Below are 17,689 nucleotides of genomic sequence, written 5' to 3' on the forward strand. Positions count from 1 at the left end.
ACGATCCGCACGTATCTGCAAGTAGTTATTTGACCAGAGTATTCACTTTTCTGAAAATCCGCTTAGATAAATTATTCAAATTTGATCGATAGTCCCAAATTAAACTCATCGTATACAAGTTAGGCATGAGCTGTTCGCGCAAGACATAGTTACCATCATCCGTGTCATAATCTAATGCTGATGCTTCGAGAATCCGATCTTTCCACGTTTGGGTATCGGGTCGATCGTAATCGACATTTGCAGGTGCCAAATGATTGTTAAATACCATTTTCTTCCAATCTGACTGCGATTCGTGGGGAAAGCTATTTCTAGCAGCAGCAGCGCGCCGAATTTCTAGCCTTTTTTCAATTTGGTGGGGAGAACGATACTGAAAGTTTTTTTGTCTGATCCTAACGGGGTAAGCATCGCCAGTTAATCCAGAAGGCCATTGGCGATCGCTTTCCCAAATTAAACTGCTCGAATACTTAAAAAAGCGCAGCTCCGACCAATTATTGAGATAGTAGCGGCACTTTTTAGCGACGGGGACATCATCAGCGTAAAGGGCTGGATTGCTTTCATACAGCTCTAGATCTCGATCGGTGAAATAATAGTTAAAAACAGCAGTGACAATTGCCTTATATTTTGGGGGAACCTTTGTGATAAATTCACGCGGATTATCGATGTAGATTTCGTCGGCATCTAACCTGCACCACCAATCACCGTCCATACAATTGGCGCGGTAGTGATTGAATATTTGACCGCCCAGATTCTCGCTAAAGGGGCAAGCATCTTGCTTATAAGGAACGATCTGCGGATATTTATCGCCCAGCTCTAAGATTTTTTCCCAGGTGCCATCGCTACTACCATTGTCAAACACATAGATAAAATTACACCACTGAGCTGCACTTGTCAAGGTTTGTTCGATAATATCAATTTCATTCTTGGCAAGGCATAATGCATAAATTTTCATCTGAATTCCTCACTTTCTATTGAGTACTATTAAATATTACAGCGATGCTTATCTCTAAATATTTAGCGATCGCTAATGTAGTCGATCGCCTCAAAAAAACATAATGTCGCACTTTTAGGCGTATTCCTTAGCATGATTTGCGTGGATTCAACACCCATTTTTTGGATGAGATCGGGTGTATCCAAGAACCGAATCATATATGCGGCTAACTGCTCGATCCGATCGGGATCGTATCGAAAACCATTTACGCCGTTATTCACCATTTCTGCGGCTCCTGCTCCAGTAGAGCAAATGACAGGTTTGCCAAAAGCCATTGCCTCCGTGAGTACCATCCCCCAGATGTCATCAAAGGTGGGGAAAATAAATACATCAGCAAGTTGAAAGTATGCACCTAAACAGCGATAGGGAATTTTACCCAGCCATTTAACTTGTTGCGCCAAACCAGACTCTTTTGCGAAGGTTTCCAGCTCCGCTTGCTGTTCGCCATCACCAATGATCGCCAGCGTATAATCCTCATAGCCCTGCTGTTTGAGCTGCAAACAAGCTGCTAGTAAATTTTTGAGTCCTTTCCGGGGAATAATTTGTCCGACGAACAGGAAGATCGATCTGTTGGCGTGAGGATCTAGCTGGGGAAGTTCGTCGGCGGCTGAAGATTGCATCATAGCTTTCACGCTGGGAACCAGAAATGGTCTGGCAAATACCCGCTGTGGGTTGACTTGCAAAATATCCAACAAGTAAGATTTCCCTGCTTGACTATTGACCACAAACGCATCGCATAATTGTGCCATCCATTGCCGCGCCCGATAGCGAATAGTAGAACTACTAGGACTTTCGTAGAGGGGTGAACCGCCCTCGTAGGTAATAATTACCTTCCAGCGACAAATGGGTTTGAGCAGTAAGGCAATCGCGGTCCAGGTGGTAAAAGCATTGGCAAAAACGATCCGAGGCTTAAATTGCCACAGACGACTGACGATCTGTGGTGAGGCAGCAGAAAAACCGATCGTATAGCCATTAGTTGCTTTGCCCAATTCGATGTAGTGCGTTGCGCCCACTTCTTCAACGATAAAAGTCTGCTCGAATCCAGCCGCATAACCAGGCCACTGTCCGGTAAAAGTAGTTGTATTAGGATATATCCGGCTGAACTCAGCCAGAAGATGTTGAAATGAGATCCCACCTGTGCCCATTGCCGGGAGCAACCAAGCAACCCGATCTAACGATTTCTGTCGCACGTCTTTACTCCTATCGTTACAAAATAATAGCTCCGATCGATCTTCCTACTTTTTATAAGGTAAAAGTAATTCAACTCCAGGTAAGAACAACACGGTTTCTAAGGTCTGCTGAGCGAGATTGGGTTTGGGGTTGTGCGCTGCTAAATATTCGTAGAGCCATTTGTATTTGGGTGTCGATCGATCGAATTCCTTCATCCACTTTAATGTTTTTACCCAAGTTCTTTCCCGATATTGTTCTTTTCTAGGTCGAAATAGATGGTCGTGAATACAGACCATTTCTTCAAAACTACTCAATCGTTCTGTTGCTGGCATTGCGTTGTGTGAATGCACTGGGTAGTTATAACCAGGGGAAAAGTGAAAAACTTTGTCAGTTAAGGCACAGATAGTAGCAGAAAGAGCTGACTGCTCGTAATACCAATTCTCTTTTGTAATGGAAGTACCTACTTCTAAAAGCTGCTCGATCGTCTGCTTCCAAGCAGTGAAGATTCCTAGTTTTCTTCTCACTGCAACTACGCCTGAATTCCAGAAAGCTCTGATTCTTTTGCGATCTACTGTGGTGGTGACGTATCGCTCTAAATCTTGCGCTCCAGTAATCTGATAAAGACGCAGCCAATATGCCTCATTTGGATCGGTTGTCCCTTCCGAACCAATCATTTTGTGATGTTCGGGGCGAATCCCCACATCATATTCTGGCGACAACATAAATTCTTTAGGTTCGGAAAAAAATACCAAATCGCTATCTAGAAAAACAATGATATCAGCATCGATAGTTTGCTCTGCATACGCACAGAGCAGTGGCTTATTCGCTAGCGGATAGTTTGGATAATTCGTGTTGAGCACAACTTTTCGATGCTCTACATTAAATGATGCGAGCTTGTCGATCGTTGCTTGTAAAACGTCGTTCTGCTCACGCACCTGAAAACTGAACAGCGGTGACTCCTTAAATTTTCCTGTATATTTACGAAAGCTTTCAACCATCAGTAAAGATTCTTGCTCTAGCTGACCGCCCTCAGTACATAGAATAAAGGCTATGGACTCAGACATAATAAACGCTCCAGATTAATTACTGATGGAACCGTAAGTGTCTTCAACAGAGAAGCTGATGCGGATAATTCTTACATCACCATTGACATCCTACCAATTTCGGTAATTTTACAACTCCGCAAAATGACTAATTTGTTAGTTCGATCGCCTATCTACTTGTAATAAAAGATAAATTTTGGATACATTCTCTCGATCAAATTTCTACCTTCATAATCCCCAAAAATTTAGATTTAGAGATCGGATTAATTTTATTGAATGCGATCGACTTGACGCTTGAATTTTGCATATATCCCCTTGAACGGTAGAGTCAAATAAGAACTAACGCTCAAAGATCCATCTTCAACATCTTTAATTTGCTTATCTAGATGTTCGCCAATCACGCAAGTAATCATGTCAGGATTGACGACAGCAGCGATTCGAGGCTCCCTTCCAGCTTCGGGACTGCGTTGTGCTCTAAAGATATTTTGGCGGTACCAAGGCTCAATCCGCGAGTCATTCCAAATTTTCCAACGCAGTGCATCAGAACAGACAAAACCCTGGTTATTAAAAAGCTGTTGCCAATAATCTGGCCATTGACAATTGACATGATGTTGACCTGCTTGACCGGGACAAGCAGCCGAAAAATAAATATTGTCTGAATGGCGAGTGAGATTGGCAACTAATTGAGGCGCGAAATAGCAATCTAAGTGTTCGGCAACTTCCAGACACAGCAGCGCATCAAAGCGGCGATTTAGATTCCATTCCTGAGTTAAGTCTTGTTGCCTGAAGAGTTCGCGCGGTATCAGCAAGTTCTCGGCGGAGATTTCTACTCCATCAATGCCATAGATGTCTGAGATTCCTAGTTTTAAGGCGGCTTTTAGCCACACTCCCATGCCACAGCCAACATCTAACAGACTTTTTGGTTTCACCCCATCAAGGAGCGATGGCAGCGCAGAAGCAGCTCCTTCGATCGTATGTACATTGCTGGCATGATCGTAATCAATTTTCATAACTTTTTAGCTCGATTGTTATCTGAATTTTACCAATCTTGGTAAATTTATAACTCAGCATAATTACTGCTTTTCATCGTTTATCTCCATACTTGAATACTACTATTTCTCATCTTCTGACTTTTACAGGAAGTCTAATGAATATCGGCAATAATCATAACTTCGGATAATTTGTTGATATCTATATAAAAATTGTGCGTATAGCTATGGGATTTGCCAAAAGAAGTATCTGGATCTGCTTCCCCAATCGCACAGTAATAGTCAAGCGGAATATGATTGCTGAGAAACCAGAAGTAAGGTTTAACGTAGGTAGGTGGAAATAATTCGACTAACTTAGTTTCAGGATGACAAAAGACGATGTTAGCCAGCCCTGCGCCATGAGGAGCTACTACTACCTCAGCAGAGGCAAACAGTGCAATTTGTGCGGTAACTGACATTGACGTTAAATTCACATCCTCAAACCCATACCTACTTAAAAAATCTATAATTTCTTCTTCATTTAATAACTTTCGATAGGCAGCATCTGTGCGGCTAACATATAGCCGTTTATCACCAACAGAACTTTTAATCTCACTGTTAAGAAACTTACTCCTCAGAAAATTGCAGACCCAAGCAGGAACATCAAATGTGTTACCAGACAGCGAAGGAACGATTAGTTTTCTGGCTTTGATATGAGATTTCTTGTTGCATTCAATTACTTTCTCCATCGGAATTCCTAGTATAGCAAGAGTCTCCTGCTGAAAGGAAAGCTTGCAGTTATTTAAAAAAAAGTAATCTATATCATCGATGCCGATATGACTAGCAAATAACAAGCTGAGCCGAGGTAAAACCTCAAACATCCAGTGATAATAATTATGACCGCCCCCTAGCACAGCCAAAACAACTACAGTTCCTTTGATGTAACTTGCGGGACGTAACTTCCATTTTTGGAAGATGGGGTGTCGTTCGATCGGTGCATAAGCTTTTGAGATGTCTGCTAGTAGTCTGTCATCTGGAGTGATTATGGCACAGTCACTCCAAGCTCTTCCTTCTGGGATCGTGACTATAAATATTTCTGGAGTTTCTGTCTGCAACTGTTGTTGAAATTCTGGAGGTATTTCGCCATTTACAGTTTTCGGCAGCCGCGTCCTCACGATGATATTTTTGGAGTAAATAGAAGTGTAAGTTCGATCGATCTGAGATTGCGCTAGTCGATCGATAGCGACCCATTCTAAAGTAGATGCATAAAAGCCCCCAGGCGACCCTAATATTTCTGAGCTTAATGGTAAATCATTGATTAGCTTTAGCCACGAACTACTGACCATGAGGATGATACTTCTAATTTACAAGTTAGGTGGGCTTACAGTTTAGGCGATCGCGTTAGCAATACACGCAAAGAAAGTTTTGGCGATCTCGGCGATCGTATGACTCTGATACCATTCATGCGCTCGATCGGCGATTGCTGCCGCTCGATCTAAATTAACATCGTCTAATTTATTACCTAACACTAGATAATGTCGATCCAGATGCAGGCCATCCGCTTCGGAGGGATTATATCGAGTCAAAATTGGTAGTAAGCCGTGGGCGCAATAGGCGGCAAATACGCTGGATTTAGCGAGATTGCCAGGGAAGGGAGTATAGTCGATACAACCGATTCTTGCTGTCAGTAGCCGTTGGCTAATTTCTGCCTGGGAGAGGAACCCCATTGCTACTAACTCGATCTCCGAACTCGGATCTTCAGGCAATTTCAGCGGCGGGCCGATATCATAGATTGCTTCAATCCCCAATAATTTGCAACTTTGAATCAGTGCTGGAAAATGATTTTGATAGATCCGGTTGCGAGGAGAACCCCCAAAAATAACTAAATGCGGTTGACGCGCGCCGAATGGCGGCACGGATTCAGGTTCCCCAATCCCAGAAAAGATCGAAATTTTGGTAATATCTTTCCCTAGCCATTGAGAGAGAATCGCTTGCAGGTTGGTACTGCTGGTTAAGACCGCATCAGCCATCCTAGCAAGACGGCGCGAAACAATACTGTGAATCGGATTGAGGAACTCAAATACATAAAATTGCTGCCAATGCAATTTAGGCAACTCATGAAACATGACAATTAGTTTGAGTTGATGAGATTTTACAACCAATCGCAAAGCATCGATTAACCAGAAAGGAGTGCCAATCCCAAACGCGCCTTTGAGATTGGTATGGAAATAGGGATAACCACTGAAATGGATGATGATGACTTTGGTATCGGCTGGAATCGAGGAGCAGAATGCCGCCGGATTGTGAGCTGGCAATCGGGAGCTGGCAAACCCATTAATGGTTGGCTCTACAGGCACATCATCGCGAAAGACGAGGAACCGAGTATCGACCTGAAAATCTTGACGCAGTTGGATTGCCAGTAGTAAAGCATAGTCGCCGATGCCATCAGAACTATTGGGCGGTGTCGGGATAATTTGCAGAATCTGCTTTACCATCTTACGACTCTCCAACGATCGATCGACCGAGATTTCCATCGCGCTTTAAATATGCAAATATCCCAATCTGGCAATTCGGTCGAATTTTTTTGACAAAACATAATTTTCTCAAGGCTCGTAGGTCGCAGTAAACTCAGACAGTCGATCGAAGCGATCGAGATCGACCGAACGAATGAATCATTAAATTAACAACTATCTGGAACTAAGTGCTGAAAAATTGTGCTGGCATAAAGATCGATCGAATTTTGTGCGGCAAATAATTTCATTTGACTGGGGTTGCCTATTGTCTGGGGCGATGCCGATAGAAAAGTAGTCAGTGCCTGGGCAATTGCTGTCGGCTTGGTCGAATCCACTGCCAGCCCCAACTGATACCGCCGAACCAGTTCTCCCATCAAACCATAATCAGAACTGAGTACGGGTTTGCCCGCTGCCGCAGCTAGCAGTAGAATTCCACTCATGCCAACGTGGTGTTGATATGGAGCCAAGATCGCATCTGCTAATTGAAAATAGCTAGGGACATCAGCTTCGGGAATAAAGTCATACTGCTCGATCGATTGAATGGGATGGGTAGGTCCGAGTGCAGTAATTTTTTGGTGAATATTTGCTCGATCGATCGGGTTGGTTTTACCCACTAATAGCAAGCACAGATGTTGGCAAAGTTTTAGTGGTAATAATTCGAGCGCATCGAGGAGCTGGTAAATCCCTTTGCGCCGATCCAACGCGCCAAATAGTAAAAATACCTGTCGATGTACTTCGATCCCCAACTTTGTTTTTAAAGTTGCCAGATCTGATGGCAGCACTGGGTAAGGTTGAACTGGGTCGGCAAGATGGACGATCTTGGTATTGTGGTGTCGGGATGCGATCGCTGTCACGGCAAAAGGATCGAGACAAAACACCGTCTGAAGCTGCGGATGGCGGAAGATCCGCTCCCAAGCGATCCGTTCGCGCCAGTGTTGCCGCCATTCCTGCCGATCGGGACGGTAGCTTTCAAACATATCATAGTGAAAACTCGGTCTGAAGTAGATCCCTGAAAATGGACAAGGTGAGTGCATCCCGATCGCGAGGGGGAGTTCGCAGGTATCGAGATACATGATCAGCGCGTGAGTTGTTTGCAAATTTTTGGCATACTTACAAAAGATTTGCCATTCTCGCAAGTTACGCAGGGCGCGACTCATGCCGGAATCGCGCGAACCTAATGCCTTTGCTTCTGCTGCTGATATCGCGACCAGAGCGATCGCCGGATGTTTATAGGTGTCAATAACTGCGACTGTATCTTGATGAACTTCCGCAAATTGCGGTAAAACTACGATATCAATCGCTCCGCCAAATCCTTGCTGGTACGCTCGATCGATCAAATGTTGAATGTAATTACCATGATGCCCACCCAAAGCTAGGTCGAATAACATTAACCGAGGTGAGTTTTGGATCGACCGTGGCGCGGGGGAAGAATACTTCATGACTTACTGACGAGGTGGAATCCACATTACCGATACTTCAGGAGTGCGACCAGCCAGCAATGGGCTGAGAACTGTCGAGAATTTTGTGGAACAAGGAGAGGTATCGATGGGCTTGGACTTGCATCGCATATTCGCGTACTGCCTTCTCCCGCGCAGCCTGACGCAAGCGTTGGTGTCGCTCTGAGTTCTCTAGCACCCAAGCAATGCCCCGTGCCAGATCTGCCGTATCACAGTATTTAGCAACATAACCGTTCTGGTGGCAATCGACAATGTCTGCTAAACCCGTGTTTGCGAACACGACAACGGGCGTACCACAAGCGAGGGATTCGGAAGCTGTCTGCCCGAATGCTTCCTCAATTGAAGGGGCAATCATCACATCGGCAGCAGCATAAGCAATTTGCAACGACAGATCGTCTTGTAACTTGCCCAAGTAATGAACGGGAAAGCCCAAGTCCAGGGGCTTGTCTGGCTTAGAAGCGCCAAAAACCACCAATTCGATCCGATCGCCCCAGCCCTTCTCCAGCAAATGATGTAGAGCCTGTTGCAATAGATGAAATCCCTTGCGGGTATCGCCTGTGGCATCTATCGCCCCAAATAGCACCAGTTGCTTCGCTTGCGGTAAATTCAACAACTCTCTGGCAATACGCGGATCGATCGGCTTAAAGACGCTAGTATCCAATCCAAACGGAATGACTTCCACTCGCACATCCCGAAATAGGGAGGACGCTCTGGCACAGGTTGCCATCCACTCACTCGGGGCAACTACCGTTAGATCAAGATTTTTCCATGATTTGGCTTTGCGATGCCACACCGATCGCGATAGATCTGCTTCACGATGACTTTGAAGTTGGGGGCAATTACCGCAGGATATCGTGTAGCGATCGCATCCCAGACTGTAATGACATCCTCCAGTAAAAGACCACATATCTTGCAACGTAAAAATTAGAGGTCTTTTCAATTTTGAAAGTGTTTCAATTTGAAGATAACCATTACAAATCCAGTTTATATTTACTATATCTGGATCGATTCCATCCACTTTAGAAGCGACCGCATCCGGAAACCACTGAGAGGAAAACATAGATTGAGAGTGATTACTCAGTGTTAAGTCATTACAAAAAGATCTCACTCTAGCCAAAAGTTTACCTTCAGATGTGGTTACTGACTGGTCAGTAACAGACTTAAATTGAACAAGCATCTGAGAGGTAATTCCAGCTTCTTGCAATCCCCGATGGATTCGATAAGCAGACCGAGCTGCCCCGCCTGACAAGTCAAAAGAACTTACATGTAATATTTTCATGCTTATGTATTAAACATCTCTCACCAAGAACAATCAAAGAAAATGTTAACTTAAGTTAATAGGTAAACATCAAGATAACTTCTTTTTATTTCTATGCCATGAAGCATATTTTTTAAATAGTGGGTAAGCAAGAGACTTAGTATGTACTAAATGCTTTCTATACCATGGCAAAATAGATGATTCAATCTCTAATTCTTCGTCAAATTCACATTGAAATATTTTACATGTATGATCTAGCTGAATTTTAGGGTAGTACTGTTTGTATAAAGGATAAAAAGCTGCTTGATCGCTTCCAGGCAATGGCGATTTATCTATATCAAAGGTTTTCATAATTTCCTTGTAAAATTCAGTCTTTGCAATAAATGCGCCTGTATTGACATACTTATGATTACTTTTCACTCTTTCGCCTATCCGATCGCAAAATAATTGATGTTCTCTCATTTCATCAGGCCAGCTAGGCCACAAATTCTGTCCAGCATTTAGCAGAATATCGCAATCAAACAAAGTTTCAAATATTTTCATTGCTCGATTAAAATCATTGACTATGAAAGTATCATTAGAATCTAAAAGCATAAAATATTTGGTCTTGATACTAGACAATTCATCATTTAATAATTTAAGCTTTAGTTCATTTGACCACTGTTCAACTTGAGAACCAATTATACGATATGGAACACCAAAATAATCAAGGCTTCTAGGTCCACTACCAATCTCCTTAAGATTACTAACAAATACAACAGTTAATTTATTTGCGACTGCTGAGATAGAAGAACTAGGTGTTGGAATCTTAAAAGATATTTTTTCTTTGTGATCTATAAAACAACCATTTTCCTTCTCGCAAATTGAAGCAAAAAATAACTTCTTGAGCTGAATAATTCCCAGTATTTTATTTCCATCGCCTATTTTGCCTGGATGATGAAAGATTGAAGGATAGGTGTTAAATTTCTTATTTTTAACTTGAAATATAATCATACATGAATCATATCTAATTTTTTAATAACGACTAGTAGCGATGATCTCTTCATACACTCTCCCTAGAGCGTGTAAATGCTCGAAACTTCTTTCATAAAGATAATTTTCAACATGAGGATAGTGAGTGCGATCTCGCCAGATTGCTGACGCTCCACAGCTCCAAACCAAAGCTGCCGAACGAAAAATTACTCTCAGTGGAATGCGGATCGATCTACTGAGTTCAAACTTATTGGGATTGTCCGGTAACACGATCTGCGAGTAGCGACCAGAGATTAACCTCTGGCGCGCAACCCACATTATCTGCATTTTCTCCGGTCGAACTACATCATAAATATAAAGTTCTGGATCGTAAAAAATTTGGTATTCCGCTCCCAACTTCCGAATCAATTTTTGGATGACAATATCTTCTCCATAAGCAATTTTATCGCCAGACATCCCTAACTCGGTATTAAACCCGCCAACAGCTTCTAGAGCTTGGCGATTGAAAGACATGTTATTTCCATGCAAAAGCTCGCCATGTTCGTAAGACAAGTTTTTTGGTTCATCACCTAAATTGTGAGCGTGATAAGAGTCCTTAAACCAAGCAGGCTTAGGCGTAAAATATTCGGGAAGTGTCGGGCCACCAAATGCGGCTGGCTGCAACTTCTCGATCGAGATTGCTGCTTTTTCCAACCAGCGATCGGGAATTATACAATCATCATCAAAGTAAGATACGTAGTCTCCCACAGCTTCTTTCAAACCAGTATTTCTAGCATGTGATAGACCCTGAGTTGGTTCAAAAACATAACGTAAATTTTCCTGATCGGCAAAGGATTTAACTACATCATGAGTATTATCTGATGAGTTATTATCGACAATGATAATTTCATATTTAGCTCGATCGAAGGTTTGACACACTAAGCTTTTAATTACCTTCGCTAGTAAATCCGAACGATTGTAGGTGCAAATAACAACAGAAACTAACATACTCAATTTAAGTTCGATCTAGAATAAATAATTAGATCGGTCTGGCGATCTCCGCACCTAGACCGGATGACTATACCAGCAGCTTGTCGATAAACATCGATAATTTATTAATCCGACTCGGATCGAACATCGTATCTTGGAGATGGCGATCTGCATGAGTATCCCGAATCATAAACGGTGGATGCTTGAGCGGAAAGGACAACGATGATACAGGTAGATTCGACCAGGAATTATTGGTATCGCTAGTGTGGGTTGCTGAATTACCAAAGCCAATATTAGAAACTAGATTTACCTGGGGATGAATTGCCAGACCCGACTGCGTCCAACAACTAAACAGCCACTGATAGTCCCATGTATGCGGATTTGTCTGAATATCTTTGAGGTTTCTATCCCAGACATACACTGCTCGCTTGTCATCGAGGAACTTCTCCAGCCATCCTCCTTCCACAAAATCGACCCAATGCTCCATCTTTAAATCGAAATTTTTCCAGGCGCGCCGCCAAGTTGCCCACCCCCAAATCAGCGGATAACGGGAGTAATAGTAGCTATATTCCAGTCGCCTTTTATAGCTGAGTAAGTGATGGTTACCCGAAATATGGACGACCCGATTATCATCTCGATACTTGTGTAGTAAATGCTCGCAAAAGGTGAAAAAGTCGGGATGTGGCAGGCAATCATCTTCAAGAATAATTGCTGATTCGACTCGATCAAATACCCAAGTAATTCCTTGAGATACATTAGTTGCACAGCCTAAATTTGTCTCAGAGTAGTGCTTGAACACCTCACAATCCCAATCGACTCGATTGACTATTTCTCGCGCCTGGGCACATTTTTTGCTTTCTCCAGGCTTGTCCGCACGCGGACCATCAGCAATTATAAACAACTGCTTGGGCTGAGCTTGACGGATCGCTTTAAAAACTTTGGCTGTCACTTCAGGACGATTAAAAATCAAAAATACAACGGGTGTCGAGCAGGACATATAGATAAAAATCACCTAAATGTGAATAATTGAAGACTCGTCGAATTTACTTGCTAGCTACCTACTTCTCTAACACAACTTCGCGATAACTACCCGACTTGACTAAATGACCTTTCTCTAGCTGATAAACGCGATCGCAATGTTCCAAGGTAGACAGGCGATGGGCAATTACGATCGTGGTTTTGATCCCGCTCAAAGCTTTAATTGCTTCCGTGACCGAACCCTCTGTTTCATTATCCAAGGCTGCTGTTGCTTCATCAAAAACTAGGATTTCCCGCTCGTGATAGAGTGCGCGAGCGATCCCGACTCTTTGACGTTGACCGCCAGAGAGAAGTACGCCTCTTTCTCCCATCATCGTATCGAGACCGTGGGGCAATTGCTCGACGAGTTCGTCTAGTTGTGCTGCTGCAATTGCCCGATGGAGCCGATGCAGATCGATCGATCGATCCTCAACGCCGAAGGCAATATTTCTAGCCAAGGTATCATCGATTAGAAAGATCGATTGAGGCACATAACCGACCGAATTTTGCCAAGCTCGCAGATTTGTATAAATCGAGCGACCATCGACTTTAATGTCCCCTGCTTGGGGAATTAACAAACCTAACAAGGCATCTACAAGTGTCGTTTTTCCCGCCCCCGATTTACCGATCAAACCAATGGACTCGCCTTTGTCGATCGTGAGTGAAATGCGCTCCAGCGATTTTTTTTCAGCGTGAGGATAGCTATATGTAATATTATTTAGCTCGATCGAGTGTTTGAATGGAAAAACTAATCTTTTAGAATCGCTGAGACTACTAACACTATTTATATTGGCGATCGATTTATTTATACTGGGTATATTAGCACTTTCTAATTCCCGCAAATCTAGATAGATTTTATCTAGAGCATAAGCGTTATATCTAATCCCATTAATAGAAGATAGTAGATTGCCAACTGCTGGAAGTAGCCGAATAGAAGCTAATGCAAATATTCCCAACACCGAGTTCAGACTTCTGACATCCCCCTTGCTATTAGATACGAATAAAAAAGTGAATACTACTAGAAAGGTGATTAGAAAAGCTTCGATCGCATATCGAGGTAGATTGCTAAAGCTTAATGCCAAACTCGAACTGACTGAGTGCTGCTTAATTTGAGCTTTCATTTTGTCCTCAAAGTATGACTCACAGCCAATTATTCTCGTTTCTTTGATACCCCCCATCCCGTGATTGATCAACCGAATCATCTCAGTGTGCGCATCAGAACATTCTTTACCCCAGCGGGCGATTTTGTTTTTGGAAGATTCTAATAATCCGTATGAAATTATCAAAATTCCACCAATCACTACCATTGCCATTACGTTGGTTTTAACCAGTAGTCCCACGAGTGCCAACGTGACTATGGCATTAGAGATAGAAGTCAGTACTGGCATCATCACACCATTACTAAAGTGCTCTGTCTCGGTTGTAATATTTTGAATCAACGAAGCACTATTCCTACTCAGGTGAAAGGTGTATGGGGCTGCTAGATATCGGTGCATTAGTCTTGCCGCTAGCTCCCCTCGCTGTCTAAAGCCAAATTCAAAAATAAATCGTTGCGAATTAAAGCTCAGAAATGACTTTAAGTAGAAAATGGCAATAATTACACAACCTAGCAAGATCAGAAATTGATTCTGTGATTCTAACTTCAACCATTGATAAATGGTAGTGAGCAGTTTATTACTAGCAACTAAATCGGGGTTGGTAGCTAAAGAGATAAAAGGTCCAATCAAGCCAGTACCTATCACTTCCAGGCAAGAAACAAAAATAAAAAGCGATACCATCAACAGGAGTGTTTTGTACTTGCCTTTAAGGATGTATAGAAATTTAGATAGGTATTGACGCATAAGAATATAAAGCTAGCCAAGCAGATATTATACTAAGGATATTTTAATACTACAATTTGCTTGAAATACAGTTCAGACATTGCCTGTGAGGTGATCTGTGCGGAGCGTCGATCGGTAATAGTAGAAAATGCTCGGATAAAACGCTAGATGATAAACAGGAAGTCCTTGGTTAGATTGCAGCCCAGCATCCGAGAATTCCTGCGTGTAAACTGACCGACAGAGGGATTGCCTTCGGGATCGACTGCCCCACTGGCATATTGCCACAGTTCCCTTTGGGCGATCGCAATTTGAAAACTGCCATCTTCGCCTTTGCATACGTGATACCACTTGGTTTGTTGGCATGAGTCGCACCAAAAAGCCTCAATCCATTCTCCCGCGATCGGTACTGCCATCTGATTTGCCACCAACCGCAAGGCATTCTGTCGAGAGACCCCTCGTTGCTGCAATTGTTTAGCACAATCGGCAAACAACGGGTACTTTTTACTCACACTATCAATGTACTCTCCATGAATCGGACAGCAAATAGCTCGCCTTTTGGTTCGTTTTCGATTTTGGTCACACCTTTTCTGCACTTCGATCTCCCGTACCAGTTGAGTAGCAAACAAAAATGGGAAGATTACGTTGGAGAGACTGAGATCTAAACAGACCATCAAAGCCCACTCCTTTCCTGATTTAACAAGTAAGTTATTTAGTTTGTACAAAAGTCAGACTGCTACGATAACCAAATAATTTTCAGCGATCGCCGAGTTAGACCTTGACGACCACCTTAACAGAATCTCTCTTGAATTGGCAATACGCAAAAATACGTAGACTCAAACAGCACTCACACATAAAACATTTTAGACTTCTAGTCTGGGTTTGAGGCATTTTAGCTAATTATAGTTGCACATTTTCGGATAATGCTTAGCCGATCGCTACTGAACAATAGCCCTGATGCCCATTTGCACCATTCAATTTACCTGCTGATGCCATCTGTCGATCGCTCAGGTTGATAATTTTAATTTAAAAAACAAAATCCAGCTTTGATGAAGGTTGTAACTAAGCTCTAATCGTTATTCTCTAAAGGCTGTAGGCGATCGAGTCAAAGATCGATGTCATCTTACTCGATCGAAAAAAAGTATGTATTGTAGGTCAAGAAAAAGCCGAAGATTCAGCCAAATGATTATTGACATTATCTGTGCGTTTGGGAGACTATGAATGAAAAGTTGTTCATAAAGCAGCATCTGGACAGACTTCGCTAGTTATTGGGAACCAAGATCGCTACGAACACAACGATAGTGATCTATAGAGAAATGCAAGATCCAAATTGATTAATATTTTTAGTATCAAGTTATGCCAATCTGAAAATATTCTGCTCAAACAAATCCGCAGATTGTTACTGGATATACTGAAATTAACTGAATCTTTTCAATCTACTACTAAATTTTATGTAATCTCTAGCATCTGTATCTAAAGAGACATATTTCAAATATTCACCAATTTTGAGTATTTTCTTGCAGATATTATCGCTCATGAGAGCAGATATCGAATGATATCTGGCTACTGCTAGATGCAACTCTCAGCCTGACTAAAGATAGTGTGTTGGCAAACCGTGTCCGGTTGTCTGGCTATCTAATCCTAGATATATTGACCTTGGGAGCAATCGCATGACCGATCTCAAAAAAACTGATTCCGCAGTTAGTCTGTGGCAAACCAAAGATATCAGAGCCACAAATCGATCGATTCGGTGGCGAACACCGCAGATGCTGCTGCGACCGACGATCTCGATCTTGTTAGATATGCTGATGTTGAGTGTATCCTGGACGATCGCCAATCGCCTCGGGACACCGACGCCTGGAGTCCAAATCGCTGAAACGATGACCCCGATGCTAGCGGTAAATATCGGCACTCTCGCTGCTTCAGGATTCTACGGGACTGATGATAAGCTACATCGATTTGCCAAATTGTTCAAATCGTTGTTGCTGGCACAGGTCGTCATCCTCGCTGCGGCTTTTTTCGAGCGACCTGGACTATGGTGGATGTCACGTTCGGTCTTTGCGATTTCTTTGGTACTCAACTTTGTGTCGATCGGCGGAGCCAGATTTATAGTTGACGCACTGACGATCCAGATGCGTAAGCATCATCAAGTTTTTCAGCAAGCAATAGTGCTGCTGGGAGACCGCGTGGATATCGATCGGGTGAAAAAATTACTCAAGCGATCTCAACAATTTCGAGTTGATAGCGTCATCGATTTGTCGGTTTGGGATATGCAGAGTCAACTGGGACAGATTATCGATCGGATTCGATCGCGCAAAGTGAGCGAGGTATTTATTTGCTCTCCACAGGTGATCGATAATCAAATCATGTTTTTTTGGAATTTAAAAACAGCCGGAATTCATCTGCGGATGGTGCCGACCGATCTCCCGCTACCACAACGGTCTGCGGAAACCAAGATGATCGAAGAAATTCCAACGCTGCGGTTTAAATCTTTACCAATTTTTGGAATTGAGTTCCGGCTCAAACGGCTATTTGATGCGGTTGCCTCGCTACTAATATTAATTAGCATCTCACCACTGCTGGCGATAATTATGATTCTTGTCAAAAGATCGTCGCCAGGTCCGATTTTTTATAAGCAAGATCGCGTTGGTTTAAAAGGTCGTCGTTTCCAAGTTTGGAAATTTCGGACGATGGTCGAAAATGCCCATGAACTTCAGCAAGAATTGGAAGCTCAAAATGAAGTTAAAGGCGGAGTCCTCTTTAAAATTAAAGCCGATCCTCGGATCACCAAAATTGGTAAATTTTTGCGCCAGTATAGTCTAGATGAGCTGCCACAGTTGATCAACGTTTTACAAGGGCAAATGAGTCTAGTTGGGCCGCGTCCGCTCGCGATTAGAGACTATGAGCGATCGCTCGAAGACATCGGACAACTTTCTCAGGATCGACTTTTACGTTATGAAGTTTTACCTGGGATTACTGGACTATGGCAAGTCAAAGGACGTGCCAGTGTCGATTCGGACGAGATTTTTTACTGGGATATGGTGTATATTTTGCAATGGTCTTTGACTCTCGATATCAAAATATTGCTCGAAACAATTAAGGTGGTTTTATTTAGAGAGGGAGGTTATTAAACAGTTGACAGTTGACAGTTGACAGTTGACAGTGATTCGCGCTCCTCGGATCTGCCGAGGGTTTAGCGACCCAAATCACGCGGAGGTTCCCTCCGCATGTGTTTGGGTCAAGACAGCGAATCAGCGACGCATCGACCTGGAGGTGTATCCTTCACTGGGCGGGTGACCCGACCAGACAGGTTGTGTGCGTCAAGACAAGAGAGCGAAGTTTTGAAAGTGAGGATTTAGACCCCTAATTTTTATTAATTTACTCACATCTTGCACTAGTATATAGGCACTAAATTTCCAGTGAAACTAACTCGAATGCCAGCCCCTGTGACAACAGAAATTCTCGCTGACGCTCGATTTCTAATAAAAGTAGACTCACAGCAGTCTGTGGCATTAAC

Annotated in this window: 14 protein-coding genes; 1 reads left to right on the forward strand and 13 read right to left on the reverse strand. The window is 42.9% G+C overall.

The features are described from left to right. Nucleotides 1–25: 25 nt before the first annotated feature. The 13 genes from ACEW9I_RS17700 to ACEW9I_RS17760 form a co-directional block, all read right to left on the reverse strand. A complete protein-coding gene (locus ACEW9I_RS17700; RefSeq protein ID WP_373541651.1) occupies nucleotides 26–949 on the reverse strand; it encodes a glycosyltransferase family 2 protein in 924 nt (307 codons plus the stop codon). Between the two features lie 62 nt (nucleotides 950–1,011). After that, a complete protein-coding gene (locus ACEW9I_RS17705) occupies nucleotides 1,012–2,178 on the reverse strand; it encodes a glycosyltransferase family 4 protein (RefSeq protein WP_373541652.1) in 1,167 nt (388 codons plus the stop codon). 45 nt (nucleotides 2,179–2,223) lie between these two features. After that, nucleotides 2,224–3,222, reverse strand: coding sequence for a hypothetical protein (locus ACEW9I_RS17710; protein ID WP_373541653.1), 999 nt, complete (start codon nucleotides 3,220–3,222; stop codon nucleotides 2,224–2,226). Between the two features lie 248 nt (nucleotides 3,223–3,470). Then, nucleotides 3,471–4,211, reverse strand: a complete 741-nt coding sequence (locus ACEW9I_RS17715) for a class I SAM-dependent methyltransferase (RefSeq protein ID WP_373541654.1) — start codon at nucleotides 4,209–4,211, stop codon at nucleotides 3,471–3,473. A gap of 134 nt (nucleotides 4,212–4,345) precedes the next feature. Then, nucleotides 4,346–5,515 (reverse strand): DUF563 domain-containing protein, encoded by a 1,170-nt coding sequence (locus tag ACEW9I_RS17720; RefSeq protein WP_373541655.1) that lies wholly within the window; start codon nucleotides 5,513–5,515, stop codon nucleotides 4,346–4,348. A 42-nt stretch (nucleotides 5,516–5,557) separates the two neighbouring features. Next, nucleotides 5,558–6,664 (reverse strand): hypothetical protein, encoded by a 1,107-nt coding sequence (locus ACEW9I_RS17725; RefSeq protein WP_373541656.1) that lies wholly within the window; start codon nucleotides 6,662–6,664, stop codon nucleotides 5,558–5,560. Nucleotides 6,665–6,849: 185 nt separating this feature from the next. Then, entirely contained in the window at nucleotides 6,850–8,121 is a 1,272-nt protein-coding gene (locus tag ACEW9I_RS17730; protein WP_373541657.1) for a glycosyltransferase, read from the reverse strand. Nucleotides 8,122–8,158: 37 nt separating this feature from the next. After that, entirely contained in the window at nucleotides 8,159–9,418 is a 1,260-nt protein-coding gene (locus ACEW9I_RS17735; RefSeq protein ID WP_373541658.1) for a glycosyltransferase family 4 protein, read from the reverse strand. Nucleotides 9,419–9,487: 69 nt separating this feature from the next. Beyond that, nucleotides 9,488–10,390 (reverse strand): glycosyltransferase domain-containing protein, encoded by a 903-nt coding sequence (locus tag ACEW9I_RS17740; protein WP_373541659.1) that lies wholly within the window; start codon nucleotides 10,388–10,390, stop codon nucleotides 9,488–9,490. Between the two features lie 21 nt (nucleotides 10,391–10,411). Next, nucleotides 10,412–11,356 carry a glycosyltransferase family 2 protein gene (locus ACEW9I_RS17745; RefSeq protein WP_373541660.1) on the reverse strand — a complete coding sequence of 315 codons (945 nt, stop codon included), beginning with the start codon at nucleotides 11,354–11,356 and terminating at the stop codon, nucleotides 10,412–10,414. Between the two features lie 70 nt (nucleotides 11,357–11,426). Further along, nucleotides 11,427–12,335, reverse strand: coding sequence for a glycosyltransferase family A protein (locus ACEW9I_RS17750; RefSeq protein ID WP_373541661.1), 909 nt, complete (start codon nucleotides 12,333–12,335; stop codon nucleotides 11,427–11,429). Between the two features lie 61 nt (nucleotides 12,336–12,396). Beyond that, nucleotides 12,397–14,196, reverse strand: a complete 1,800-nt coding sequence (locus tag ACEW9I_RS17755; RefSeq protein WP_373541662.1) for an ABC transporter ATP-binding protein — start codon at nucleotides 14,194–14,196, stop codon at nucleotides 12,397–12,399. A gap of 143 nt (nucleotides 14,197–14,339) precedes the next feature. Continuing rightward, nucleotides 14,340–14,684, reverse strand: a complete 345-nt coding sequence (locus tag ACEW9I_RS17760; RefSeq protein ID WP_373541663.1) for a hypothetical protein — start codon at nucleotides 14,682–14,684, stop codon at nucleotides 14,340–14,342. 1,158 nt (nucleotides 14,685–15,842) lie between these two features. On the opposite strand from ACEW9I_RS17760, the gene ACEW9I_RS17765 reads away from it, so the two are divergent. Next, on the forward strand, nucleotides 15,843–17,303 hold the full coding sequence (locus ACEW9I_RS17765; RefSeq protein WP_373541664.1) for a sugar transferase: 1,461 nt from the start codon (nucleotides 15,843–15,845) through the stop codon (nucleotides 17,301–17,303). Nucleotides 17,304–17,689 lie beyond the last annotated feature (386 nt).

Origin of the sequence: Chamaesiphon sp., from assembly GCF_041738855.1 — a bacterium.
In the GTDB taxonomy this organism is placed as follows: Bacteria; Cyanobacteriota; Cyanobacteriia; order Cyanobacteriales; family Chamaesiphonaceae; genus Chamaesiphon.

Bases quoted from the DNA above. Each gene is read 5' to 3' on its own strand.
- ACEW9I_RS17700 (WP_373541651.1), bottom strand. From the start codon at position 949: ATGAAAATTTATGCATTATGCCTTGCCAAGAATGAAATTGATATTATC.
- ACEW9I_RS17710 (WP_373541653.1), bottom strand. From the start codon at position 3,222: ATGTCTGAGTCCATAGCCTTTATTCTATGTACTGAGGGCGGTCAGCTA.
- ACEW9I_RS17715 (WP_373541654.1), bottom strand. From the start codon at position 4,211: ATGAAAATTGATTACGATCATGCCAGCAATGTACATACGATCGAAGGA.
- ACEW9I_RS17720 (WP_373541655.1), bottom strand. From the start codon at position 5,515: ATGGTCAGTAGTTCGTGGCTAAAGCTAATCAATGATTTACCATTAAGC.
- ACEW9I_RS17725 (WP_373541656.1), bottom strand. From the start codon at position 6,664: ATGGTAAAGCAGATTCTGCAAATTATCCCGACACCGCCCAATAGTTCT.
- ACEW9I_RS17730 (WP_373541657.1), bottom strand. From the start codon at position 8,121: ATGAAGTATTCTTCCCCCGCGCCACGGTCGATCCAAAACTCACCTCGG.
- ACEW9I_RS17735 (WP_373541658.1), bottom strand. From the start codon at position 9,418: ATGAAAATATTACATGTAAGTTCTTTTGACTTGTCAGGCGGGGCAGCT.
- ACEW9I_RS17740 (WP_373541659.1), bottom strand. From the start codon at position 10,390: ATGATTATATTTCAAGTTAAAAATAAGAAATTTAACACCTATCCTTCA.
- ACEW9I_RS17745 (WP_373541660.1), bottom strand. From the start codon at position 11,356: ATGTTAGTTTCTGTTGTTATTTGCACCTACAATCGTTCGGATTTACTA.
- ACEW9I_RS17750 (WP_373541661.1), bottom strand. From the start codon at position 12,335: ATGTCCTGCTCGACACCCGTTGTATTTTTGATTTTTAATCGTCCTGAA.
- ACEW9I_RS17755 (WP_373541662.1), bottom strand. From the start codon at position 14,196: ATGCGTCAATACCTATCTAAATTTCTATACATCCTTAAAGGCAAGTAC.
- ACEW9I_RS17765 (WP_373541664.1), top strand. From the start codon at position 15,843: ATGACCGATCTCAAAAAAACTGATTCCGCAGTTAGTCTGTGGCAAACC.